This window comes from Iningainema tapete BLCC-T55 (assembly GCF_014698965.1).
GTDB lineage: Bacteria > Cyanobacteriota > Cyanobacteriia > Cyanobacteriales > Nostocaceae > Iningainema > Iningainema tapete.
Genome location: NZ_JACXAE010000098.1, coordinates 129,261 through 152,895, shown reverse-complemented (window position 1 = coordinate 152,895; position 23,635 = coordinate 129,261). Strand labels below are relative to the sequence as shown.

Genomic DNA, 23,635 nt, shown 5'->3' with positions numbered 1-23,635 from the left:
ATATGAAGCAAAAACTTAGCAAAGCCCAAGAAAAGTTCCTGCAAAGACGCTACGGTGTTAGTTTAGGGAGACGCTACGTACTAGCAGCTGCAGGTGTGGTACTGATGGGTGTATTAGGATGCTCCCAAATAAATAGCAATACTAGTGCCTACGCTCAATCTCAGCCACGAGCCGAATTGCCAGTATCAAAAGAAAAACTCAATCCAGATGCCATTGTTAGTGCTAACACAAAGTTTGGCTTCAAACTCTTTTCACAAGTGTTGAAAGAAGACGCAAAAGCGAACGTTTTTGTTTCTCCTTCAAGTGTAGCCTTTGCTCTAGCTATGACTTACAACGGTGCTAACGGCAGCACAAAAGAAGTAATGGCTAAAGCGTTGGAGTTACAAGGGTTGAGTTTGGAACAAATTAACACTTCTAATGCGGCATTGAAAAAAATATTAGAAAACCCAGATGCCAAAGTACAACTGACAATTGCTAACTCACTTTGGGCAAACAAAGATGCCAAATTTCAACCAGATTTTATCCAAAAAAATCGGGATTATTATACAGCTAGGGTAACTAATTTAAACTTTCAAGATGCAGTAGCACCAAGTATTATTAATAACTGGGTTAGTGAGAATACTCGCGGAAAAATTAACAAAATTGTTGAAAAAATTGACCCCGCACAGGAGCTATATCTCATTAACGCCATCTACTTTAAGGGTAGTTGGACTCAAGAGTTTGATAAACAGCAGACAGCAGAGCATCCTTTTCAGCTTTTATCGGGTGAGCAAATACAACACCCAATGATGTCGCAAACAGGTAAGTACAGATATTATGAGAACGAACAATTTCAAGCTGTAAGCTTACCTTATGGTAAAGATGGCAAGGTAAGCTTTTATATTTTTCTGCCTAAAGATAATTCTAACCTCAAAACTTTATACCAAAATTTGAACTCAGAAAACTGGGACAAATGGATGACTCAGTTTAGTAAACGAGAAGGATTTATTCGTTTACCCCGATTCAAAAGTGATTATGATGTAACTTTGAATGATGCGCTCACAGCTTTAGGTATGGGCGAGGCTTTTAGCGATCGCGCTAATTTCTCTGGGATGGGAAAAAATCTAGCGATTAGCTCCGTCAAACATAAAACTTTTGTGGAAGTAAATGAAGAAGGTACTGAAGCAGCCGCTACGACTTCTGTAGGAATCATGCCCACATCGGCAGTACTGCCTCAAGAGCCATTTCGGATGATTGTTAATCGTCCTTTCTTCTGTGCGATTCGAGAGAATCAAACAGGAAGCATCTTGTTTATGGGTTCAATTGTGGAGCCACATTCTTAGCCGGATTTCGTTGATTTTCATTACGAGAATAATTTTCAGTATTAATTGAGACTTCTGAACTGGGTGCAACTATCTCAGGGGAATCACGCTCGTCTATGTGAGTTTCCGCTTCAGCGATGACACTTTCACTTGCTTCAGTAGCAGGTGGACGACGCACCGCGCTTAAAGCTGTCTTAATCACAACAGCAGATGGTACTGCCACAATTACACCTAAAAGTCCGCCAATTCTCGCGCCTGTTAAAACCGATATTAGTACCCAAACAGGATTTAACCCAGTAAAACTACCTAAAATACGCGGAGCAATTAAGTTTTCGAGAATTTGCTGGATGATGACTGCCGCAGCCAACATCCTCGCCCCCATCCCAAAATCTTGCAAAGCTACCAGCAACGTAGTCGTGGCTATCCCCACCGTTCCACCAAAGGGGACTAAAGCCATGAAGCCAATAGTTAAGCCAAACAACAAACCAAATGGTACTTTCAGCCATAGAAAAGTAGGAATCATGGCTGATGCCATACAAGTAGATAAAATTAGCTGGGTGAGAAAGAAATTTTGAAAGCTCAGACGTACTGTTTGAGAAAAAGGATCGCGGAATTTAGCAGGTAGCCAATCTACTAAACTTTGCCACAGTTCATCTCCATGCTGCAAGAGGTAGAAAGTCAGCACCATCGTCAACAAAAAGTCTAGCAAACTGGTGAGTGTAATCACAGCTAGGTTGAGAACTTGTCCAGCTATTGCCTGTAATTGCCCCTTGACGCGATCGTTAATTTGCGCTACCAAAGCATCAAGACCAATTGGGAAGCCGAAACTTTCTGCTTTTTCGTTTAACATCATTAACTGATAACGTCCCGAGTCAATTAACTCTGGGATTCTGGCTACCAGTTGTTGTGCTTGAGTCAAAGCTAATGGAAAGAGGGTGACACCCAACGCCAATAAAATCGATAAAGCGAGTAAAAAGACTAATATGGCAGCTTGTTCTCGCTTAGCACCTTGACGCTGCATCCAGCTTACAGGATAGTTAAGCAGAAATGCTAGTACTGAGGCTCCGACTAAAATAACTATTAATGAGTGAAAGTAATGAAAAATTGCCGAAATAGCCCAACCATTGAGTACTAAAAGCGGAGCGAACAAAGCGATCGCCAAAATCCGAGAAATTGGTGTTAGTGCTTGCCACCAGTTTAAGAGCCTACGTGTCTGCATCTGCCAATTGCGGGATGATACAACTAAAATAAAATGCTTATTGCCTATTATCTCTGACTACACCACATTCATCCCTCTATCTAGTTTATGATTCACATAAAATCATGAAAAATTTTTCCCCAGATCACCAATTACCCTCCCCTGCTCCCCCTGCGTCCCCTGCTCCCCCTGCTTTGGTTTTCTACCTGATTCCTGTGATTGGCTTTTTTCCTTCGCTGTGGACTTTGTACCGTCGCAATGGTTGTCGGGAACAAATGGTGGTTAGTCGTCTGTCTGTAACTTTGGGACTTACCTGGCTTTTAGGGTACTTCCTACTAATGACCGGGGCGACTACATCCAATTTTTTCACACTGCGTCTACTTATTCTCAATAGCTTTCTCACCTCTGGATATTTCTTGGTCAGTATCTGGTTAATTATACTTACAGTAACAGGCAAATCTAAACGTTTACCAGGTTTTAGCCAGTTGAGTGAAGGAGTACTACGCAAGTACTTGTCTTAATCATTAAAAAAAGCCATTCTTATTCAGTAATTTCACTTAATTTGGCGGAAATTAATCATTATGTTCCTGTAGATCTGGTCAAATGTGATTGATTCTTGCCATACTTCAATTAAACGTCCCGGATTAACCAAAAAAATAGTAGAAGTACTGCTATAAGTGTTGAGGTTAAACTAAAGTGCGTTTTTTACTACTGCTCACTCAAGAATTAGCTATTAGTTGATTCTTTTGTACAGGAGCAACAACACAAGAGTGGTTTTTTCAGTAAGTGTGAGGAAGTCAGTGACGATTCAAAGAACTTCGGCGCAAGAAGAAATTTCTACAAATACCGCCAACACAAATAAAAACAATGCCAAAAACTCTCAATTTGGACGTTGGTTGTGGTTTTGGGTGGGAATGAGTGGAATCGCAATGGTGTCGGCGACAGCAGGGGCATTGTTGGCAGTTTCTTTAAGCAGTACGCCTTTAATGCAAGCTTCCCTTAGCCCAGATGAAGAAGCGGTATTTGATCGCGATCGCATCTCCGGTAGTGGGTTAAAATTTTCCGAATTAACTCGTCCTGTGAATATCCTAATCATGGGAATGAGTGTACTCCCGCCAGATACAAAAAATCCTCCGATTGAAAGCAAAAAGCTTAGATATTTACCGCAGGTAAACTCCTTTGATGGTCTTGCTGATGTCTTATTATTAGTTAGATTTGATCCAGAAAAGAAAAAATTAATGATGCTTTCCGTTCCTAGAGACAGTCGAGTTGAAGTGGAAGGATACGGATTGAAAAAAGTTAATTATACAAATGTTGTTGGTGGACCTGCTTTAACGGCGAAAACTGTTAGCAATGTCTTAGGAGAAGTAGCAATTGATCGCTATGTAAGAATTAATGTTTTGGGAGTTGGCAAACTAATTGATGCTTTAGGAGGTGTGACAGTTTATGTCCCTAAAGATATGAAATATAAAGATGATTCCCAGCATTTGTATATTAATTTAAAGGCAGGAAAACAACATCTGAATGGAGAGCAAGCGCTGCAATTATTGCGCTTTCGCCATGACGAAAATGGCGATATTGGGAGAATTCAGCGGCAACAAATGGTAATGCGGGCATTGATGGAGCAAACACTTAATCCCACTACTTTAACTCAGTTGCCGAAAATTCTTAATGTAGTCAAAGAACATATAGATACTAACGTCACAATAGAAGAGTTATTGGCACTAGCAGGTTTTGGAGTGCGCACAAATCGCTCGAATATGCAAATGCTGATGATGCCAGGACGGTTTAGTGAGAAAAGAGAATTTGAAGCAAGCTACTGGATACCAGATGAGCAACGCATCAAAACTATGATGGCTCAGCACTTTGATTTACCATTAGAAAATCAACCACAAGCAACCGAACCAACGTCTTTACGCATAGCAATTCAAGATAGTACAGGTTCAAGCGATCGCACCAATCTTCGCCCTTTGATTAGAACTCTAGAAAAAGCAGGTTATCGTAACATATATGTTGCTAAAAGTTGGGGTGAACCGCTAGATGTAACTCATATTGTTGCTCAACAAGGTGACGGAAATAGTGCTGAATCAATTCGCAATGCTTTGGGATTTGGAGAAGTGCGCGTGGAAAGCACTGGTAATCTCGGCTCTGATGTTAGTATCCAGGTAGGTAAGGATTGGTTACAACAAAAAGACGTGATTGAACCGCCCATTAAACCCTAGATTGTTCCCTCATCCAGTCCAGTAAAATTGGATTCACCACCTCAGGGGCTTCGTCCTGAGGACAGTGACCCACACCTTCTAAAGGTATAAATTTTTGCACTTGTGGGTAGTTGGCTAATTCTCTACCTAACTCTATCGGTTCCCAAGGATCTGCCGCGCCCCAGATAATAATTGCTGGGCAAGGTAGTTGAGGTAAAAGATCTTCTGGTATTGGGCCAGTAGAATAAGCTGTAAAAGCAAGGAATACAGCCACAGCACCCGGATCTTTGGCTGGTGCCATCAGGATATCAACTAACTCGTCTGTGACTACTTCGGCATGGGCATAAGCTTGGAGGAGAATTTTTCGTACCGTTTTTGGTTGAGCAACTTGGTTGAAAAAGAACTCGCCCACTTTAGGAATGGAGAGTAGTCGTTGGATGAGGGGCGTACCCACACGACGATACCAAGGTAAGGTGATTCGTTTGCGATCGTGCAGCAGTCGTAGAGAACAGTTGAGCAGTGCAACTCCTAATGCGATTTGTGGGTTACTGACGGCAGCTTGCATGATCGCAATACAGCCGACAGAATTACCGACTAAAAAAGCTGGTTCACCCACGATCTCACGGCAAAAATCTGCTATTTGCTGTCCCCAAGTTTCAAATGTGTAAGCAATCTTTTCACCGATGGGTTTAGCTGAAGCACCAAAGCCAATCAAATCTATGGCGTAAACACGACAGTTTTCTGCTAGTATAGGAGTATTTTGTCTCCAATGCCACAAAGATGCACCAAAGCCGTGGACTAAGACAACCGCTGGTCCGGTTGTTCCATGGCTCTGGTAGCAGATGTCAAAACCTTGCCAAATCCAAGTTTTGGTTGAAGTAAATGCTGGAGTGGAAGTAGAGGTGGTCATGGGAGATTAATTGATTCAATATAACGAGTAGACTTACTGAGTGCAAGCTGCTTACATGAATATTTTGATGGTCGCAGTACTCTTTTCAATTAGTAGCTCTTTATCTTCACACTGGTGTAATGAGTTTGTAAAAGTTTGAATTTGATTTGATGTAATAGTAGTGAAATTAGTACATGGGAGAGATTCAGTAGTTTCCCAATTTACAACAGCCTAACAGAGTTTATAAACTGGTGGGATATGAAAGTTTTGGTTGAGGGGTGGTTTAATGTTAAAAATGACGAAGCTTTTGACCATATTGTTTGTTTCCTAGTTCCTTTAAACCAGGAAAGATGACTATACTAGAAACAGTTAATACTCCAGTAGGAAGCTACGCCCCAGATTTTGAACTGCCCGGAATAGACAATCAAGTACACCATTTAGGTCGGTATTTAGAAAAGTTCCGCGCAGTAGGGGTGATAGCAATGTGCAACCACTGTCCTTATGTCGGTTTGTATCTCAGTAGACTGAAAAATATTCAAGCCGAGTTTAGTGAATTTGGCTTCACACTGATAGGTATGAATGGTAATGATAGTACCATTAACCCTGATGAAAGTTTTGAAAATATGAAAGTGTTTGCCAGTACACACGAGTTGAACTTCCCGTATCTGTGGGATTCAACTCAAGATGTGAGCCGCAGTTTTGGTGCAAGTAAAACACCAATGGCTTTTGTGATCGATAAGTCAGGTGTAGTACGCTACAAAGGACAAATCGACAATCATCCTCAAAACCCACAGGCTGTGTCTAAACACTATCTCAAATCGGCGATCGCTCTGGTGTTAAATTGCCAAGAAATTTATCCGGTAGAAACCGAACCTCATGGTAGTTCTTTAATATGGCGTAACTAGAGACAGATAGTCACATTCACTGTTATCTTAAATTGGAGGTAAATGCAAATTTTTGATCAGCGCGTAACTTCATGGGAACAGATTACCGACGGGTTTTACTTAAACTAAGTGGTGAAGCCCTTATGGGCAACATGGGCTATGGAATTGATCCGGAAGTGGTAAAAGAAATAGCCGCAGAAGTAGCAGAAGTGGTAGCAACTGGCGTTCAAATGGCAATCGTCGTTGGCGGCGGAAACATCTTTCGAGGCGTCAAAGCGGCGTCGGCGGGAATGGACAGAGCAACCGCTGACTACATTGGCATGATTGCCACGGTAATGAATGCCATGACGCTACAAGATTCTTTAGAACGCATAGGGGTACAGACGCGGGTACAAACGGCGATCGCTATGCAAGAAATAGCCGAACCTTATATCCGTCGTCGTGCCATCCGTCATCTAGAAAAAGGACGGGTGGTAATTTTTGGTGCAGGTTCAGGAAACCCCTTCTTTACTACAGACACTACTGCTGCTTTAAGAGCCGCAGAAATTGATGCCGAAGTGATTTTTAAAGCCACTAAGGTAGATGGAGTATACGATGCAGACCCCCATGTATACCCTGATGCAAAAAGATACAATAGTCTTACTTACGGACACGTTTTGGCAAATGATTTGCGGGTGATGGATAGTACTGCGATAGCTTTATGTAAGGAAAACAACATCCCAATTCTCATATTTGACTTAACTGTGCGCGGTAATATCAAAAGAGCAGTTTTGGGAGAAACTATCGGCACGCTTGTGGGAGGTTCATGTGAAATTAGCTGAAGCTGAGAGTACGATGCAAAAGACCGTTGATTCAACTCAAAGGTCTTTTAACACGATTCGCACTGGTCGCGCCAATGCGAGTCTGCTAGATAAGATAATGGTGGAATACTACGGTACACCAACACCACTAAAGTCACTGGCAAATATTAGCACACCAGATTCCACAACTATATTGATTCAGCCTTACGATAAAAGTGGCTTGAATCTGATCGAAAAAGCGATTTCTATGTCTGATGTGGGTTTAACCCCTAGTAACGACGGTGCTCTAATTAGGTTGAACATTCCGCCTCTAACTAGCGATCGCCGTAAAGAATTAGTCAAACTTGCTGCTAAGTATGCTGAAGAAGGGCGTGTTTCCATTCGCAATATCCGTCGTGATGCCCTTGATACAATTCGCAAACTAGAAAAAAGCAGCCAAGACGGCATTTCTGAGGATGAGGCACGGGATCAGCAAGATAAACTAGAAAAACTAACGAAAAAGTTCATAGCCAGAATCGACGAATTGTTGGCAGACAAGGAGAAAGACATTACTACTGTCTAACCAGCAATCAGAAACCCGGTTTCTTAAAGAAACCGGGTTTCTAGGTATTAAGTTTCTAGGTATTAATCTTTTGGCAAAAAATTTGTCCAATGTGAAACTAAGAAACTGTATCTTAGTAAAGGTGACATAAAATGAATAAATAATATGTACGACTGCATTATTGTTGGCGCGGGACCTGCTGGTGGTACAGCAGCATATCATTTAGCCAAGCAGGGGCGTTCAGTATTAGTGCTGGAAAAAGAATTTCTCCCAAGGTATAAACCCTGTGGAGGTGGAGTGTCACCAGCGATCGCTCAATGGTTTGACTTTGATTTTACTGAGGCAATCTCCATTAAAGCAGATACAATTCGTTGCACTTGGAAAATGGGTGAAGCTGTAGAAGCCCAACTAGAAACTCCAGAACCAGTTTGGTTAGTGCGTCGAAGTATCTTCGATTACTTTATCATACAACAAGCGCAAAAGCAAGGTGTCCAGCTACGAGATCATACAGAAGTAAAAGGTATTGAATTTAAAACAAGTTACTGGCAAGTTCAAACCACAAATGAAGTGATTACAGGTCGTTATCTCATTGCCGCTGATGGTGCTAAAGGATTAATGGCAACATGGCTAGGCTTTAAAGAACGCAAACGCCGTTTAGCCGCAGCCTTAGAAGCAGAAGCACCAACTAAAGTAGAAAACGGTAACGTAGTCCACTTTGAGTTTGGCATGGTAAAAAATGGCTACTTGTGGAATTTTCCCAAAGCAGATGGTTATTCTATCGGTATAGGTTCATTTATTGGTAGTGGAAAGCAAGATTTTAAAGGTATTTTGCATGAGTATGGCAAAGGATTTGGTGTGAATCTCAACAGTTGTCACCAGTATGGACATGGTCTTTGCCTCTGGAATGGTACTCAAAAGCTGCATACCGAAAATGCATTACTAGCTGGAGAAGCAGCTTGTGTAGTAGATCCTTTGACAGCAGAGGGTATTCGCCCTTCAATTTTGAGCGGGATGCTAGCGGCAGAGGCAATTGACTTAGCGCTCGCCGGGGACATCAACGCTTTAGAAAATTACTCAACAGGCATTAATGAACAATGGGGTACAGAAATGGCTTGGGCGCAAAAATTAGCAGGGGCGTTTTACCGCCTTCCTGGTATGAGCTACAAGGTAGGTGTAAAACGCCCCTCTTCTATACAAATCATGGGTAAAATTCTTTGTGGGCAGTTGCGTTACGGTGACGTTGCCAGTCGTGCCATCAAACGCTTAGTCCCAGGTTTTGGTGGTTAGCCTCATAGCAATCCCCCCAAGCCCCCCTGAAAAAGGGGGGCTTGGGGGGTTCAAGTCTGCTGCGAACCTGATTGGAAGTGAAATTACTTAGCGCCCATTTCAAACAACGCACTACGAGTAAAATCAATCCGTTGTTCAAAATCCAAACCTTTGATTGATTTGACAAAATCATTGGTTTGAGATGGTAATTCATAGCTGGAAGGTACTTGAATTACAACACCTTCTTCGATACCTTGTGCCAATCTTAACCATACATCGATCTTACCGCTAGAACTTAAAGCTTTATAAGCACGGCTAACATTAGTATCTGCATTTGCTGCGATATCGCGCTGTGCTTGTAACTGTTGTTCTTGAGGCATTGCCTTAATTTGATCGTATAAAGCGCCTGCAGTATCCTGTGCAGAAGTCTGATTTGCTGGTGTCAGTTGATCTTTGATGTCTAAGTAGCCGAACCAGAGCAAGGCTAATTGAGTATCTACATCAAAACGACGGAACTGTTGTACAGATTGCTTAGTCTTGTCATCAGTAGTGAAAGTCATAAAAATCTCCGATTGCTTACTCAACAGTATTTACCTGTTGTTACTGAGGTAACTTTTGAAGTACTTACTTCATAACATTTAATAAACGAACAACTGGAGATTAACCCTGCTATAGACAGAAATGAACTACATAGCTAATGACCGATGTAAAAAAGCTGATGTGCGTTCAATATGCTGTCTTATGTTGTAACTGTAGTCAGGTATACGCAATTTCCCACCAGAAAGTAATAAATCAAGTTATGATTTATTTTTATCTTTCCCGTATTCCTCGTCGTCACTCTCTTCTTCATGCAGAATGTCAGCAGCTTTAGCACCCAAAAGTCCAAAAATAGCTCCTGTTCCCATCTGCCAAGTTGTAGAGGAGCTTTCAAACAGACGTTTTTGTTCAATTGATAAGCCATCTTGGCAGCTCAACCACAAAGATGTAGCTCCTGAAACTAAAGTTAGTCCTAACACTGTGGAAAATACAACTGCAAAGGCTGGTGTAATTTTTGTGTTAGTCATTAATGTCATTCCTTTATGCGTCGTTGCTTGAAACTTGTAAAGATATCAGTTATTCGGATTGGCGAAACCTAGTTTCTCTGTTCACGAATCATTTGTAATTGCGAAAAAATATCTTTCTATTAGCAAAACAAACGTTGTATCTCTACTTACTAACTAATGAATTAAATACTGTAATTGTGATGAAGATAAAAATTTTTTAAGCTTCTACCAAAAAATGTCACATTTATCTTTATTCTCACATTAACCATTGTACGAGAACACTTTTTATGCAGTAAGCTAGGACATTGTGTGTCATTTGATTCACACCAACATACCATGACTTTTAAACTTGTAAAACAGGCAGGAGTAAAGATGTCAAGCGAACTTGTTTATGAGAGTAGTTACACTTTCAAAAGACTGGGTAGTAGATGTTACTTATTTCTATTGCAACGAATAAATTATGCAAATTGGGATGACCAATCATTAGATGTTGAATATACTACAAGAATAACTACTAGTTTATTATGGTCTAAATTGACCAAGAGATTTGAGAAGTATTTATTTGGGTTATCACATCAATTAGAAGGTAGGATGGTAAAATTTTTGTTGGGTAGAAATAAAGACATTGATTTTAATTTTGCTGTCAATAAAAGCGATATTTCTACCGATTTAGAATTTTTTAATTTAGTGATTGAGTATCATAGACTTTTGTCTTTACCAGAGCTTAGTAATGACGATATAGACCGAGTGGCTAAAATTCTTGAGTTAGCACAAATACACGATCAGCTTAGTTGTTGGCTAAGTAGAGTTGATGTATGTGTGGCGGCTGAACTAGGTTTATTAGAACCAAATCTAAAAATTGATTCAGATTGTTTTTTAAAATTTAAGGAGGTTGTAGAAGTAAAATAGTTTCTTCTACATATTTGTGAAAGTTTTATTCTCTTCGTTTGTACTTTCTGACAAAAGAAGAATTTTGAAATAATCAAAAAAACCTCCGTAAAATTATAACTATGGAGGTTTTTGTATTTTATTTTACACTATAAATATTTATTATGCAAGTATTTATATCTGGATTTAAATGTCACAAATAAAAAAAAGCCGACATTTTTTAGTAGTAGGGACAGCAAAACTTCTCAACCGAATCATTAGCATTTGAGGGCTAGAGTTTGCTGATGTCCGTGGATTAATGGAGATTTCAATAGACCCTTTGAGGGTGGGAGTCAGATAATGGGTCAAACGAAGCCATTACACAATAACCAGAAAAGAATGACTGCTTGTGCTAATTTCCGGGATCTGGGAGGTGCTGATTTGTATAATCAATTAATAAATTCATTTCGCATTTATTTGTATAAATTCAATATTTTGGGGTGGTGTGAACCTGAAGATATCATGTCAGAGTCCCTAGTACGTTATGTAGAAGCAAAAAAGTCTGGTAAGATAATTTACAATATAGAAGCTTGGTTACGAAGTACGGGATTTAATGTAGTTAGGGAATTTTCACGACAAAGAAAAGATGGTAAAGCAAGAGTGACCTTTGTTGACACAAAAATACTAGATTCATTTGCTTCTGGTCAAAGTAACAACGTGAAAGATTTAGTTATGGAAGAAGAGTATTATACTCTCTATAAAGCCATGAAAAAACTAGATATAAGAACCCAAGAGTTACTTTACATGAGGTATTTTGAAAAGTTATCTTGGCAAGAGATAGCGTTGCGATTAGCGAGTCAAGGCGAAGTAGTTTTACCAGATACCTTACGTCAAAGAGGCAAACGAGCTTTAAAGGCTTTAACAAAACAATATCAGGAAATCTTAGGACTTTAATTTATATTATAAGTTCAGCAAGGGCTTGCTAAAGTAGTAATGCTTCGCCTATAAGGGTAGAAGTGGCGAGGCTGCAACCAGGGATTGTGTTTACCACCTTGCTACTTTTTCCCTTATAATTAAATTTTTCACGCTTGTTATTGTAGTTGTTACAAATATTATGCAGTTTTTTCGGTAAGCTGGAGGCGCGTGTAAGCAGGAGTTAAGTCAGGGTTATGCACTGGTTATTATCTGGAGCTTTGACCATCGAAAAATTGACAGTTAAGATTGCTTCTTTGCCAGCTTCATTACAAGGAACGAAACTGGTGCAATTGTCAGACTTGCATTACGACGGTTTGCGGCTGTCGGAAGACATGTTGTCGAGTGCGATCGCCCACAGCAATGAAGCCGAACCTGATTTAGTGGTCTTAACGGGTGATTATGTCACTGATGATCCTTCCCCAATTCACCAGCTAGTGCTGCGCCTAAAACATTTGCAAAGTCGCTACGGTATTTATGCTGTATTAGGCAACCACGATATTTACTACCACCGTTCCAAAACCGAAATAATTGCAGCATTCAATAGCATTGGTGTCAATACTCTTTGGAATGAAATTGCCTATCCTTTGGGAAAAGAACTGCCCATCGTCGGATTAGCCGATTACTGGTCAAAAGAGTTCAATCCCAAAGTCGTGATGAACCAGCTCGACCCTGCCACACCTCGCATCGTATTATCTCACAATCCAGATACTGCCGATTTACTACAAAAATGGCGCGTAGACTTACAACTTTCCGGTCATACCCACGGTGGTCAAATCATCATTCCCGGAATTGGTCCAATGGTAGTGTATTATAAACAATTATTACGTAAACTTCCCAAACAATGGCGCATCTGGATGCCATTTTTACGTGGAAATTTTACCAAAGTAGTAAAACATTGGGAATGGGCGCAAGGCTTTCATCAGGTGGGACAAAACCAACTATATATTAATCGCGGTTTAGGAACTTATCCACCAGGACGTTTATTTTGCCCACCAGAAATTACTGTAATTACCTTAGAACATCAGTAATCGCCAAACACAAGTAGAGACGCTCCAGCGGGGCGTCTCCTTAAGCGCGTTTTATATGTAACGCAATCGATTGAGCAGAGTAAAAAATGAGCGAGAAAAATATTTCTATCTAAGGTGAACAAGATTCGCAATTTTTCTTACTTGTAGCTGTACATCCTTCATTCTCAACTAGGCAAGTATCACTGGCTATCCGCTCAAAAACCTCCACAACGATCAAAAAGTTAGGACGAAAACACTGTGACTGGATGTAATCACCAAAGAACTAATTGCGACTAAGTTAGAGCGGGAGGCACAGGCTCTAAGCTGAATTTTTTTTGGAGAACTAACCTGTTCGTGCCTATTTATAAATTAGCATTACCTTCTGAAGGACTACACTTTAACTTTACTAAAATTTATTCTCATTTAAATTTTGTAAAAAACTGATAAACTTTCGTTATATATGTAATCGCTAAGACTTAGGCATGATCGTAATACTTGTGTTCCCACCACATGCCAAAGTCTTACCATCTGGGCTAAAAGCTACGCAGTAAACAGGCTCAACATTTTCTGTAATGGTACGTAGTACCTTACCTGTATCTACCTGCCAAAGTCTAATTGTCTTGTCTTGACTGCTACTAGCAAAAATGCCATCTCGGCTAAAAGCCACAGAACAAACTTGATCGGAATGTCCCGTCAGAGTGCGGAGTTCTTTACCCCCTGACGGTTGCCAAATCTTGATTTTCATATCTGCACTACCACTAACAATATTTTTACCATCTGGACTAAAAGCAAGAGCATTGATTGCTCCGTCATCATAATTTCCTCTCAACGTCAGAAATTTATTTTCAGCTAGATGCCAGATTTTAATAGTTTTATCATTCAGCCCACCGCCACTAGCTAAAAGCTTGCCATCCGGGCTAAATGCAAGACATAAAACGTCATCAGAATGCCCTTGGATAGTGTATATCCCTTTATACGTTTCTGTTGACCAAAGTTTGATCGTTCGATCTTTACTACCACTAGCAATCTGTTTTCCATCAGGGCTAAACGCAATACAATAAACTTTTCCTTCATGCCCCGTAAATGTACAGATTTCCTTTCCTGTTACTACGTCCCATAACTTGATTGTTTTGTCATCACCACCACTGGCAATCTTTTTCCCATCAGGGCTAAACGCCACCGAATTTACCCCAGACATTCCGTTCGATTCTCCATGTCCCTTGTGGGTACGAGATTCCGAACTTGCTAAATCCCAAATTTTGACGGTGTTATCTTTACTCCCACTCGCTAACATTTGTCCATCAGGACTAAAGGCAACTGATACAACCTTATCTGAGTGTCCCGATAAAGTTTTGACACTTAAGTTCTGCTTGATGGGTTGTGATGTGGGTGGCGGTGATTGTATTTGTTTTACTTCTGGAACTGGTACTACTGGTGCTGGTGGTGGAGTGGTTTTTTGCTGTTGTGTCGTTGGCGCTTCCGGTAATGTGGGTGGCGGTGGTTGTATTTGTTTTATCTCCAGATTAGATACTACTGGTGCTGGTGGTGGAGTGGTTTTTTGCTGTTGTGTTGGAGGTGCTGATATGGTAGTTAGTTGGGGTTGTTGTTTTAGATCTTCTAGTCTTTTGATTCTTTGTACCGCACCTTGATATTGTTGTTCCATCTGCTTGAGCGTGATGGTGATTGTTTGTAGTTGATCCTGGAGTTGAGTTTGCGCCCTATTCCATTCTTCTCTATGCTGTCCGGTGGCTATACTTAGAGACTGGGCGATCGCATCAAGTTGAGTTAAGCGCTGTTTGGTGGCATCAATATCATACTTATGCTGACTTTGCTGTAATTCCTGTATCTGTTGTTCAGTCTTTTTACTCAAATTTTGTGTCAAAACATCTACTTGATTGAGACGCTCCTTAAGAGGATCTAGCTGTTTTTGCACATTGATACTTAAAGTTTGGGCAAAGTTATCAACTTGAGTGAGCCGCTGTCTCAAAGCATCCAGATTTTGTCCTTGCTGGTATTGTTGTAATTCTTGTATTTGCTGTTGAGTCGTTCTATGCCAATTTTGGGTAAGCAAATCAATTTGAGCTAAACGCTCCTTGAACGGTTCAAGCTGGTCTTGAGTACTTGTACTTAGAGTTTGCGCAAGAGTATCAAGCTGGCTTAGGCGCTGTCTCAAGCTTTCTATATCATCCCCTTTTTGATTCTGCTGTAATTCTTGTAACTTTTGTTCAAGAGTTTCTTTCAAAGAGTGGGTAAGAGCATCAAGTTGGATGAGACGCTGCGAAATTACCTCAATGCGCTCGTCTTGGTTTTTGTTTAATTCCTCAAATTGCTCCTTTGTTGATGCACTCATCTTTTGTGTAAAATTATCAAAATTTTCCAGTCGCTGCCTAAGTGGATCGAGGAGCAAATCTAGTTGAGTAAGCGTCTTCGCGTTTCGCTGTTGCTGTAGATACTTTAACCTTTCTCGATTAGCTGCACTCAAACCGATAGTTAAAGCTAACGGTGCCAAAGCTAAAACTACTTGTTGGGTTGCTGATGCACTGATGATGCCAATTACAGATACAGACAGGGCAGCGTATTCGCTCACTTCTAGCCAGTGGAGTTTGGTCATAGGTTATGATGTGCTTGGTGGTTGAGGACAAATAGTAATATTTAGACATATCCTCATCTTCTTCCAAGACATTTTTCTAATCTGTTCTACAAAATCCCCATTGTCCACTCTCATTTATCTCAGTAAAATTTTCACTCCAGGGGAAGACTTTATCCTAAACGCCAATTAAAATTCAGTAACCGTTTTATCCATTGCAGAAATTTTTTCCAAATGGACTTTTGACTCGATTTCCTGGTTTTTGGGGTTGAATACCAAGAGGATGAAGACTTTGAGGCTTGTTTATTTCTCCGATTCCTCTCCAATTGTGTAGCTTTATTTAAATCTGAAGTGGCTCGATATTCGTATCCCAATTGCGAGCAGATCAACCCACGGTATTTGTATGCTTCAATATAGTTAGGATTGATACGAATCGCATGTGTAAAATCTGCCAAAGCTGACTCGTATCTTCCTAGTTTTGCGTTTTCTGCTCCCCAATTATAGAAGGTTTCAGCATTAGAGCGATTAGTATAAACTGTTGTTGGTTTTGTTTTTTTAACCTGATTTGACGAACTGGGTTGATAAAATTTAAGCTGGCTGTAAGCAACATTTATTAGTTTAATTTTCTCTTCAGCTTCCTGTTTTTGCTGGGGATGAGAAAAACGATCTGGATGCCACATCAGAACCAGCTTACGGTAAGCTTGCTTCACCTGGGTTGGTGATGCACCCGGTGGTAATCCCAAAATGGAGTAAGCCTCATTAATGTTCACGCGATCGCGCATACTGAGAAAATAGACTGCCTAGTAAATCTATGTTAACTATTCCCAAAAATTCAATTCAAACACCTCATAGCGGCTACCATTGGGACGGTAGTAGTCGCCGCTTTTTTGAAGGTTGGTATTACCGCGTCACCTTACCTCACGAAGAAGGTCAAACTTTCGCGTTCATGTACTCAATTGAAGATCCCATCGGTGGTAAACCTCATAGCGGCGGTGCAGCACAAATCTTGGGACCAAATGATGAGTATTTGTGGCGTACTTTTCCCGATGTCAGCAAATTTTGGGCTGAGAGTGATGTGTTAGCGTTAGGTCATTGGGGTAAAACAGATCTACTAGTTCAACCTAACTACCTCCTACCAGAAGAATTTGAGCGTCATGTGCTTGAAGGTTATCAAGCCACAGCTACCATCAATCAAGGTGCAATTCAAGATCCGGCAACTGGTTTTTATTGTCGTTGGCATTATGAAATTCAACCAATCTACGGTTGGGGCAATACAGGAAGTTCTCAACAATCAACTGCTGGATGGTTATCATTTTTACCAATTTTTGAACCGGGATGGCAAATTTTGATGGCGCATGGCTTAGCTACAGGTTGGATTGATTGGAATGGCAAACGCTACGAATTCACCAACGCCCCAGCTTACGGTGAGAAAAATTGGGGAGGAGCTTTTCCGCAAAAATGGTTTTGGGTGAATTGTAACAGCTTTATCGGAGAACCAGTTGCCCTAACCGCAGGCGGTGGAAGACGCGGAGTACTGTGGTGGATGGAATCTGTAGCCATGATTGGCTTGCACTATCAAGGCAAATTTTATGAGTTTGTTCCCTGGAACTCCCAAGTAAACTGGAATATCGATCCTTGGGGAAAATGGGAGATGCAAGCAAGAAATGGACAGTACGAAGTTGAGCTTACCGGGCGCACTAATTTACCAGGTACACCTCTACGTGCGCCTACAGAAAATGGTTTAATATTTTGCTGTCGTGACACTATGAAGGGAGAGTTAAATATAGAATTGCGAGAATTAAGTGGTTCGCAAAGCAAAATTATCCTGAACGCACATAGTTTCCTTTGTGGATTAGAAGTAGGCGGCGGTTCTTGGAATAATTCGTGGCAGTCTCGCTAAATATGGTATCATGATAAGTGATATTCAATTTTGGGGCTGTAGCTCAGCTGGATAGAGCGAGCGCCTCCTAAGCGCTAGGTCGCCGGTTCGAATCTGGCCAGTCCCGTCGTTAAGAAACAATTTCATAAAATAATCGACAAATATTTGTGTCAGCAATAATTGTGCGGATACAATCGTGCGTTGAGTCCATCGCACCTGCTATAACGTACAGGTGTGACAATTTTGGATTTTAGATTTTGGATTGAATAGTTAATCTAAAATCGGAAATTCGGTGAATTGTGTTCACCCAAACATTTATTATTTTTAGATAAATTATTGTCCCAGCAGCAGTAAGAGATAAAACTTTGACGAAGCCAGTGTTTAAAGGAATGTCTTCTCGGTTTACAATCCTAGCCCTACCACTAATGCTCATGTGGGGTTATAAAGAAGTGAAAAATCAATTCGTGCAACCCGAAGCAATTTTACTTTTGGGTGGTTCAACAAAAAAATTAGAGCGAGAGAAGTTTACAGCAGAATTTGCCCGTAAACATCCAAATATACCGATCTGGATTTCAGGAGGTAGCCCACCCCAGCCAACTAAAAAAGTGTTTGCCAAAGCCGGAGTTAATGCTAAGCGTTTACACTTAGATTACGAGGCAAATAATACAGTAGAGAACTTCACTACTATAGTAGACGAGTTAAAATCTCGCGGCATCAAGAGTGTGTATTTAGTTACTTCCGACTACCATATGCGTCGTGCTAGAGTTGTGGGCGAGATTGTTTTAGGTAGCCGAGGGATTGATTTGAAACCAGTATCAGTTCCATCTAGACGCTCTACCGAACCAATTCAAAAATCTATCCGCGATGGAGCTAGAGCCTTAATTTGGGTAGCAACAGGTTATGCAGGTGCAGATGATTCTCAAGACAAGCGGTGAATTAAAGTGTGGTGACACCAATATTCAAAGCGGCTTGTTTCAGTTGTTGATCGAGTGTTGCTAAAGGTAGTCCTTCACGAAGCGCAAGTTCTAGAGTCAAGCACAAAGTTCATTTTCTGCCCTTATTAATCATTTCTCTTACCGAGAGTCCTTCTAAGGTATGCCCTTTTCGGAACTTCTTTAACTCTTCAATCACTTCCTTAACGTCACGCTGTCGATTTTGTTCTACCGGAACAAGTCGCGCAACAGGAACTCCGTGTCTTGTAATGACAAATTCTTCTCCTTTTTCGACACGTTCAAGGAGCGCAGGAAGGTGCGTTTTCGCTTCGTATGAGCCAATGGATTCCATAAACATTAATAATCTAGTCTTAGACTAGTCTACTTATTTCTAAGTTTATTGTTCAGGTAGTTGTGATTAGCGCCAACCTAAAAATCGCAAGCTGGGGACAATTAGGTAATAACTTACTCCTAACCAGAAGCTAGCAAAGACACCCACGGAACTAAAAAATACTACAGTCCGTAACAGTTGAGTCCAGTTAGTAGGATTTAACCAGTCAAATATATTAGTGAGAAAACCGAAAGTAACCAAAGCTGCAAAAATAAGTGCAGTGCCAAATGCAGCAATCACCGCATGAACTATGTGATGGCTTTTCAAACCTAAACCCAAAGTGAGAAGGGAAACAGCGGCTAAAATTAACCCCATTAAGCGATCGCCTGAATTTTGTGGAGTAGTTAACTGCAAAACTAACCACCCAAATCCGTACCCGAAAGTACCCATCAAAGATGCTACCAAAAACCGCCGTCTTTGACCAAAACCTCCTGCCGCTACTAGTCCCCATGCAGTGCCCAAACCTGCTCCTGCAAATAAAAGAATTTCTGAACCAGATGTAATTTGAGCATTGGGAAGCGAATGTAGCTGATTAGATAAAAATTCCGCAACTTGCTCATCTAGATTAGTTTGAGTAGCGACTATAAACCCAGTAATCGTACCCACACAAGCACCAATACTGGTCAAAACCATAGTCCAAATTGTATCTAGACAAGCCAGTGTAACCTGAAAAATTGCTTTGAATACAAAAAGAATACTTTTGCCGATCGCCGCCGTAAAATTAGCCAGTCCTTGAGAGAAGGTAACTTCTAATTTGAATAAAAACTTTTTTGCTAATTCCAACCAATCTTGTAGAGTTGATGGACGAGAAATCTTTGCCAAACGCTTTTTAATTATCGCTGCATTGGCGGGACGCGATCGCATATCTTCCTGCACCATCTCATCCAACAAAGCAGCTAGTTCCGGCTGAACATTGACTGTTTTGCGCCAAACCAGATTTCCTGTTAACGGATCTTCCAAATCTAAAATAGATTTACCCGTTAACATCTCAATCATAGTCCGACCGAGAGCATAAAAATCGGTGGATGGTCCCACATTACCCCCAGTAATTTGTTCTGGAGGACTGTACCCTGAAGAGTATAACCTAGTTGAACTAGATTGTGTACTAAATTGTTTCGCTCCACCAAAATCTATTAATACCAGTTGATCCCCCTGTGTCCCCCCCTTAACAATATGGGGTTGACTAGCCCCCCTTGCCAAGGGGGGTTGGGGGGTTCTTAACATAAGATTAGAAGGTTTAATATCGCGATGAAGAATCTTACGTTTGTGTAACTCTTGCAAAATCTCCACAGCTTGGACACACCACTTTAACACCAACTCTTGTGGACAACCTTGAGGATACTGCTCAAATACGAACTCCAAAGTTTGACCATAAATTTTTTCCATCACTAGACAAGAAAGCTTGCGTAGCTGTGGATTACCTCCTGGTAAAGACGTTGCAGGCAAAGTCTCTATATGAAAATACCCATCTGCATCAATTTTAGGAACACCAGGATGGTGCAAATTTCTTAAAACCACTGCTTCTTGGGCAAACAACTCCTGCGCTTTAGCAGAACCTTCCACCAAAACTTTCAGTACTTTTTCTGTTTGCGTCTTTTGATCCCAAACAGTATAAATTTTGGCAAACCCTCCTTCTCCCAAAAGTTGCAGCGGTACATAGCGTTCTAAAAGCAGTAGCGGTGCGCCACAGCTACTACAAAACTTGTTTCCCTCTAACTGAGGATACGGGCGCTTACAGTCTGGATTTATACAGTGAATTGCACGAGGCTTGACTTGAGACACAACCGTTCAAATACGCAGGCTGTATTGATTGTACTATTCCTTAAAAACAATGCCCATCCCAACCTATAGGGAAAGTGTATTCTGATGGGCAGGATTCTTCGTATTTTTTGCTCTTGGTTTCTTCATCCAGAACTTTGACGACTTTGTTGTACACTTCTTCTGCTTGTTGAGGAGAATCACCAATGCTGGTTAACCCCAACTTACCAAACTGGGAAAGGCAACCCATTAAATGAAAGATCGTGCCTGTTTCGGTTCCGGTGTCAAAGTGTAGCCGATGATGAGCGATGATGTCCATCAAGTCGTTGGGTAGGAGTCCCCGATAGCGGTCTTTTTGCAAGTTGTCAGTGGCAATATAGTATTTGGGACGCCCTTGCTGACTGTAAAACAAACCTGTCGAAAGCTCATAGCGACCGTTGGTTAATAACTTCAGCGCCATAAAGGGATGAGTAGTACCGCCTTTACGCAGGTTGATTTCAATTGCTTGAATATCCCACTGCCCATCACCTTTGTCAACGGTGATAAAATCAACACCAAATCTTTCTAAGGCGCCTTTCTCTGCCAGTTTTCTGCCCACTTTTAACCCTAATTGCTGCAATTGCAGTCGGTAAGCTTCATCAGCAGGAAATCTACAACCGAGATAAATCTGACCGTCAGGGCCACCTAAAATTTGATCGTGGGTAGAAAGGATCTCCACGTCTCCATTGGGTGTGATGCGTCCTTGCACGCTGGGAGAACGTTTGATTTCTCCTTCCACAAAGGCTTCGACAATCGCTCCCAACTCAGTAATTCTACCAGCAAAATTATCCCAATGCTCTTGTTTTGCTTGAAAGCTCATGGTGGAAAAGCGATCGTTGATTGCCGCTACCCTTTCAGTATGAGAACTTTCTGGTGGTGCTAAATTAGCTATCGGTCTTAAATCCAACAGCGCATTTCCTTCTCCAGAAATACCTTCATTAAGTTTCACCACCATTCGTTTTAATGTCGGTTCCCTCTGCCATAACTCGGCTGCGGCTTGTGCCAAATCTGCTGCATTCCAAACTCTAGTGCTACCATCTGGATGAGGAACTCCGCTTTCCGCAAATATTTGCCTACTACCACTCTTGCTACCCCAAATCTGTAACTCTGGTGCGGCAGCGTACAAAGGCACACCTAATTTTAAAGATAGTTCTGCTTCTAATTCTGTAGAATTATAGCATGTCATAAAAGATTTTTCTAGCCTCAAAGCGTGGCGAATTCGCTCTAGCAAGCGAGGGCGCTCTAAAATCTTTTGTGACAGAGGTTTGAGCGAAGAATCATAAGTAGAAAGTAGTAGCAAGCGATTGCGAGCGTGAGAGAAGGGAATTCCTGGCAATAGTTGTAAATAATAATCAATTACACTCGGATGCAAGGGCATTGATGTGACATAAATTAATCTAGTACGGGGATTGCGTAAACGAATTAAGGAAAATAATAGTCGTTCTTCATAATGTTCGCAGCCTTCAATTTTACTAAGTTCACGCTGATCGATACTCAGCGAGGGAATCACCAAAATATCCGCATCACTGTGATCAAAAGACTCATTAGTTTTCCAGCGATCGCACAATGTCAATTGAAGATCGCGAAAGTCAGTTTGCGCTAATTCAGAAATATTAAGCATTTGCATAACAATAATTTTTGGTTTGCTCCCAAACCCTCTCCTACTTTGGTATACACCAATCAAAAATCAAATGCCGACAATATGCAACACTTCTTTGACTTATATCTAATGAAGTATAAATTTATTTATGTCTAAAGATTGATCACCAGATTCTTCGTTTACATCCCGAGAGCGATAAATTCAAACAAGATAATAGCTAATTTTAGAGCAGATGACCGGGCAAACACCCTTCATCACGGTAGAGTTGTGTAGTTGTGTACAATTGTCAGATTTAAAGTGTGTTTTAAGTGTGGGGAGATAGCAGCCCTGTACATTTGCATAAGCAATTTGTACATGTACGCGGATATCAGGGGGATAGAAGCGTAGATTGGCGGCAATTGGGAGCAAATACGAAAATTGAGCCTTGGATTGAATGATCGATCCAAGGTTTAGTTTTGACGTAGAGACGCTCCCTCCGGCGGAGCGTCTCTACATCATGTGTCAGCAGATCGTCTATCAATAATTTAGGAGATATTATATGCCAGAAGAACAATCATTACAACCACCACAACAACAAGAACCACCAGGTTCTGAATCAAAAATGACGCCGAAGCCTAAAGCTGATGATCCTCAGTATAAAGGCAGCGATAAGTTAAAAGATAAGGTAGCATTAATCACAGGTGGAGATAGCGGTATTGGTCGTGCAGTGGCGATCGCATTTGCCAAAGAAGGAGCAGATGTAGCGATACTTTACCTAAACGAACACGACGACGCTAAAGAAACGAAACAATTAGTAGAACAACTTGGACGACGTGCCGTAACCATCGCCGGTGATATTGGTGATGAAACTTTTTGTCAACAAGCTGTACAACAAACAGTAGCAGAGTTGGGTAAACTGGATATTCTTGTGAACAACGCTGCCGAACAACATCCCCAAGAAAGCATTGAGGATATTACTAAAGAGCAACTAGAGCGGACTTTCCGCACTAATATTTTCTCAATGTTTTTTATGACCAAAGCTGCCCTGAAGCACCTGAAAGAAGGTAGTGCGATCATCAACACTACTTCTGTCACAGCTTATGAAGGCAATCCACAACTACTGGATTACTCTTCCACCAAAGGGGCGATCGTAGCTTTCACTCGTGCCTTATCAAAAAGCTTAGTGGAAAAAGGCATTCGTGTAAATGGCGTTGCCCCAGGTCCGATTTGGACACCTTTGATTCCTTCTACTTTCCCAGAGGAGAAAGTAGAAACTTTTGGAAAACAAGTACCAATGAAAAGAGCCGGACAACCAGAAGAAGTTGCACCTAGCTATGTATTTTTAGCATCGGATGACAGTTCATACTTCTCCGGTCAAGTTTTACACCCCAATGGCGGGAAAGTTGTTAATGGTTAGTTAAAGTTGTCTACTCTTCTTTAGAAGACTTTAGCTTTGAGCCTGCGATTAAAATCGCAGGCGTCTGTTTGCATTTGTGTT

The 23,635-nt window shown here is 41.1% G+C and carries 22 protein-coding genes and 1 tRNA gene; 14 read left to right on the top strand and 9 right to left on the bottom strand.

What is annotated here, in order from left to right:
* The first annotated feature begins 2 nt into the window (after nt 1-2).
* Nucleotides 3-1,322 (top strand): serpin family protein, encoded by a 1,320-nt coding sequence (locus ICL16_RS32665; protein ID WP_190835739.1) that lies wholly within the window; start codon nt 3-5, stop codon nt 1,320-1,322.
* Here ICL16_RS32665 and ICL16_RS32660 read toward each other — a convergent pair.
* Nucleotides 1,291-2,520: an AI-2E family transporter gene (locus ICL16_RS32660; RefSeq protein ID WP_190835738.1), complete on the bottom strand. Its 1,230-nt coding sequence runs from the start codon at nt 2,518-2,520 to the stop codon at nt 1,291-1,293. The two genes, ICL16_RS32665 and ICL16_RS32660, sit on opposite strands and share 32 nt — an antisense overlap.
* 104 nt (nt 2,521-2,624) lie before the next feature.
* On the opposite strand from ICL16_RS32660, the gene ICL16_RS32655 reads away from it, so the two are divergent.
* Complete coding sequence (locus tag ICL16_RS32655) at nt 2,625-3,020, top strand: hypothetical protein (RefSeq protein ID WP_238361056.1); 396 nt, start codon at nt 2,625-2,627, stop codon at nt 3,018-3,020.
* Nucleotides 3,021-3,299: 279 nt separating this feature from the next.
* Nucleotides 3,300-4,721, top strand: a complete 1,422-nt coding sequence (locus ICL16_RS32650) for an LCP family glycopolymer transferase (RefSeq protein WP_190835737.1) — start codon at nt 3,300-3,302, stop codon at nt 4,719-4,721.
* Here the strand turns inward: ICL16_RS32650 and ICL16_RS32645 are convergent.
* Nucleotides 4,711-5,610 carry an alpha/beta fold hydrolase gene (locus ICL16_RS32645; protein ID WP_190835736.1) on the bottom strand — a complete coding sequence of 300 codons (900 nt, stop codon included), beginning with the start codon at nt 5,608-5,610 and terminating at the stop codon, nt 4,711-4,713. The two genes, ICL16_RS32650 and ICL16_RS32645, sit on opposite strands and share 11 nt — an antisense overlap.
* A gap of 329 nt (nt 5,611-5,939) precedes the next feature.
* Here ICL16_RS32645 and ICL16_RS32640 point away from each other — a divergent pair, with 329 nt between their 5' ends.
* From ICL16_RS32640 to ICL16_RS32625, 4 genes are all read left to right on the top strand, one after another.
* On the top strand, nt 5,940-6,494 hold the full coding sequence (locus ICL16_RS32640; protein WP_190835735.1) for a thioredoxin family protein: 555 nt from the start codon (nt 5,940-5,942) through the stop codon (nt 6,492-6,494).
* Between the two features lie 71 nt (nt 6,495-6,565).
* Nucleotides 6,566-7,294 (top strand): UMP kinase, encoded by a 729-nt coding sequence (pyrH, locus tag ICL16_RS32635; RefSeq protein WP_190835734.1) that lies wholly within the window; start codon nt 6,566-6,568, stop codon nt 7,292-7,294.
* The gene (gene frr / locus ICL16_RS32630; RefSeq protein WP_190835733.1) at nt 7,281-7,835 is read left to right on the top strand and encodes a ribosome recycling factor; all 555 of its coding nucleotides are present in this window, start codon (nt 7,281-7,283) and stop codon (nt 7,833-7,835) included. The genes pyrH and frr overlap by 14 nt, the downstream gene beginning before the upstream one ends.
* Before the next feature lie 144 nt (nt 7,836-7,979).
* Nucleotides 7,980-9,101: a geranylgeranyl reductase family protein gene (locus ICL16_RS32625; RefSeq protein WP_190835732.1), complete on the top strand. Its 1,122-nt coding sequence runs from the start codon at nt 7,980-7,982 to the stop codon at nt 9,099-9,101.
* An 83-nt stretch (nt 9,102-9,184) separates the two neighbouring features.
* On the opposite strand, the gene ICL16_RS32620 is transcribed toward ICL16_RS32625, so the two are convergent.
* Together ICL16_RS32620 and ICL16_RS32615 are read right to left on the bottom strand one after the other, a co-directional pair.
* Nucleotides 9,185-9,640, bottom strand: a complete 456-nt coding sequence (locus ICL16_RS32620; protein WP_190835731.1) for an orange carotenoid protein N-terminal domain-containing protein — start codon at nt 9,638-9,640, stop codon at nt 9,185-9,187.
* A 237-nt stretch (nt 9,641-9,877) separates the two neighbouring features.
* Nucleotides 9,878-10,144 (bottom strand): hypothetical protein, encoded by a 267-nt coding sequence (locus ICL16_RS32615; RefSeq protein WP_190835730.1) that lies wholly within the window; start codon nt 10,142-10,144, stop codon nt 9,878-9,880.
* Between the two features lie 315 nt (nt 10,145-10,459).
* Between ICL16_RS32615 and ICL16_RS32610 the strand changes: the two genes are divergently transcribed.
* The 3 genes from ICL16_RS32610 to ICL16_RS32600 all read left to right on the top strand — a co-directional run bounded on the left by ICL16_RS32610 (nt 10,460) and on the right by ICL16_RS32600 (nt 12,993).
* Complete coding sequence (locus ICL16_RS32610; RefSeq protein ID WP_190835729.1) at nt 10,460-11,032, top strand: hypothetical protein; 573 nt, start codon at nt 10,460-10,462, stop codon at nt 11,030-11,032.
* Between the two features lie 318 nt (nt 11,033-11,350).
* The gene (locus ICL16_RS32605) at nt 11,351-11,944 is read left to right on the top strand and encodes a sigma-70 family RNA polymerase sigma factor (protein WP_190835728.1); all 594 of its coding nucleotides are present in this window, start codon (nt 11,351-11,353) and stop codon (nt 11,942-11,944) included.
* A 215-nt stretch (nt 11,945-12,159) separates the two neighbouring features.
* On the top strand, nt 12,160-12,993 hold the full coding sequence (locus ICL16_RS32600) for a metallophosphoesterase (protein WP_190835727.1): 834 nt from the start codon (nt 12,160-12,162) through the stop codon (nt 12,991-12,993).
* Between the two features lie 448 nt (nt 12,994-13,441).
* Here ICL16_RS32600 and ICL16_RS32595 read toward each other — a convergent pair whose 3' ends face one another.
* Both ICL16_RS32595 and ICL16_RS32590 read right to left on the bottom strand, forming a co-directional pair.
* Nucleotides 13,442-15,583, bottom strand: coding sequence for a WD40 repeat domain-containing protein (locus ICL16_RS32595; protein ID WP_190835726.1), 2,142 nt, complete (start codon nt 15,581-15,583; stop codon nt 13,442-13,444).
* A gap of 149 nt (nt 15,584-15,732) precedes the next feature.
* Entirely contained in the window at nt 15,733-16,341 is a 609-nt protein-coding gene (locus ICL16_RS32590) for a J domain-containing protein (RefSeq protein WP_190835725.1), read from the bottom strand.
* A 29-nt stretch (nt 16,342-16,370) separates the two neighbouring features.
* Here ICL16_RS32590 and ICL16_RS32585 point away from each other — a divergent pair, with 29 nt between their 5' ends.
* From ICL16_RS32585 to ICL16_RS32575, 3 genes are all read left to right on the top strand, one after another.
* Entirely contained in the window at nt 16,371-17,459 is a 1,089-nt protein-coding gene (locus ICL16_RS32585) for a tocopherol cyclase family protein (RefSeq protein ID WP_190835724.1), read from the top strand.
* 32 nt (nt 17,460-17,491) lie between these two features.
* Nucleotides 17,492-17,565, top strand: a tRNA-Arg gene (locus ICL16_RS32580).
* Nucleotides 17,566-17,827: 262 nt separating this feature from the next.
* The gene (locus tag ICL16_RS32575; RefSeq protein WP_190835917.1) at nt 17,828-18,373 is read left to right on the top strand and encodes a YdcF family protein; all 546 of its coding nucleotides are present in this window, start codon (nt 17,828-17,830) and stop codon (nt 18,371-18,373) included.
* Nucleotides 18,374-18,482: 109 nt separating this feature from the next.
* On the opposite strand, the gene ICL16_RS32565 is transcribed toward ICL16_RS32575, so the two are convergent.
* The 3 genes from ICL16_RS32565 to ICL16_RS32555 all read right to left on the bottom strand — a co-directional run bounded on the left by ICL16_RS32565 (nt 18,483) and on the right by ICL16_RS32555 (nt 22,185).
* Entirely contained in the window at nt 18,483-18,722 is a 240-nt protein-coding gene (locus tag ICL16_RS32565) for a type II toxin-antitoxin system Phd/YefM family antitoxin (RefSeq protein ID WP_190835723.1), read from the bottom strand.
* Between the two features lie 66 nt (nt 18,723-18,788).
* Nucleotides 18,789-20,543, bottom strand: coding sequence for a protein kinase domain-containing protein (locus tag ICL16_RS32560; RefSeq protein WP_190835722.1), 1,755 nt, complete (start codon nt 20,541-20,543; stop codon nt 18,789-18,791).
* A 40-nt stretch (nt 20,544-20,583) separates the two neighbouring features.
* Entirely contained in the window at nt 20,584-22,185 is a 1,602-nt protein-coding gene (locus ICL16_RS32555) for a peptide ligase PGM1-related protein (protein ID WP_190835721.1), read from the bottom strand.
* 511 nt (nt 22,186-22,696) lie between these two features.
* On the opposite strand from ICL16_RS32555, the gene ICL16_RS32550 reads away from it, so the two are divergent.
* Nucleotides 22,697-23,554 (top strand): SDR family oxidoreductase, encoded by an 858-nt coding sequence (locus tag ICL16_RS32550; RefSeq protein ID WP_190835720.1) that lies wholly within the window; start codon nt 22,697-22,699, stop codon nt 23,552-23,554.
* Nucleotides 23,555-23,635: the final 81 nt, after the last annotated feature.

What these genes read in the sequence shown, in the direction of transcription:
- ICL16_RS32600 (WP_190835727.1), top strand. Translation starts at nt 12,160, where the DNA reads ATGCACTGGTTATTATCTGGAGCTTTGACCATCGAAAAATTGACAGTT.
- ICL16_RS32590 (WP_190835725.1), bottom strand. Translation starts at nt 16,341, where the DNA reads ATGCGCGATCGCGTGAACATTAATGAGGCTTACTCCATTTTGGGATTA.
- ICL16_RS32645 (WP_190835736.1), bottom strand. Translation starts at nt 5,610, where the DNA reads ATGACCACCTCTACTTCCACTCCAGCATTTACTTCAACCAAAACTTGG.
- ICL16_RS32610 (WP_190835729.1), top strand. Translation starts at nt 10,460, where the DNA reads ATGACTTTTAAACTTGTAAAACAGGCAGGAGTAAAGATGTCAAGCGAA.
- ICL16_RS32565 (WP_190835723.1), bottom strand. Translation starts at nt 18,722, where the DNA reads ATGGAATCCATTGGCTCATACGAAGCGAAAACGCACCTTCCTGCGCTC.
- pyrH (WP_190835734.1), top strand. Translation starts at nt 6,566, where the DNA reads ATGGGAACAGATTACCGACGGGTTTTACTTAAACTAAGTGGTGAAGCC.
- ICL16_RS32605 (WP_190835728.1), top strand. Translation starts at nt 11,351, where the DNA reads ATGGGTCAAACGAAGCCATTACACAATAACCAGAAAAGAATGACTGCT.
- ICL16_RS32625 (WP_190835732.1), top strand. Translation starts at nt 7,980, where the DNA reads ATGTACGACTGCATTATTGTTGGCGCGGGACCTGCTGGTGGTACAGCA.
- ICL16_RS32615 (WP_190835730.1), bottom strand. Translation starts at nt 10,144, where the DNA reads ATGACTAACACAAAAATTACACCAGCCTTTGCAGTTGTATTTTCCACA.
- ICL16_RS32655 (WP_238361056.1), top strand. Translation starts at nt 2,625, where the DNA reads ATGAAAAATTTTTCCCCAGATCACCAATTACCCTCCCCTGCTCCCCCT.
- ICL16_RS32620 (WP_190835731.1), bottom strand. Translation starts at nt 9,640, where the DNA reads ATGACTTTCACTACTGATGACAAGACTAAGCAATCTGTACAACAGTTC.
- ICL16_RS32665 (WP_190835739.1), top strand. Translation starts at nt 3, where the DNA reads ATGAAGCAAAAACTTAGCAAAGCCCAAGAAAAGTTCCTGCAAAGACGC.
- ICL16_RS32595 (WP_190835726.1), bottom strand. Translation starts at nt 15,583, where the DNA reads ATGACCAAACTCCACTGGCTAGAAGTGAGCGAATACGCTGCCCTGTCT.
- ICL16_RS32640 (WP_190835735.1), top strand. Translation starts at nt 5,940, where the DNA reads ATGACTATACTAGAAACAGTTAATACTCCAGTAGGAAGCTACGCCCCA.
- ICL16_RS32555 (WP_190835721.1), bottom strand. Translation starts at nt 22,185, where the DNA reads ATGCAAATGCTTAATATTTCTGAATTAGCGCAAACTGACTTTCGCGAT.
- ICL16_RS32575 (WP_190835917.1), top strand. Translation starts at nt 17,828, where the DNA reads ATGTCTTCTCGGTTTACAATCCTAGCCCTACCACTAATGCTCATGTGG.
- ICL16_RS32660 (WP_190835738.1), bottom strand. Translation starts at nt 2,520, where the DNA reads ATGCAGACACGTAGGCTCTTAAACTGGTGGCAAGCACTAACACCAATT.
- ICL16_RS32585 (WP_190835724.1), top strand. Translation starts at nt 16,371, where the DNA reads ATGTTAACTATTCCCAAAAATTCAATTCAAACACCTCATAGCGGCTAC.
- ICL16_RS32550 (WP_190835720.1), top strand. Translation starts at nt 22,697, where the DNA reads ATGCCAGAAGAACAATCATTACAACCACCACAACAACAAGAACCACCA.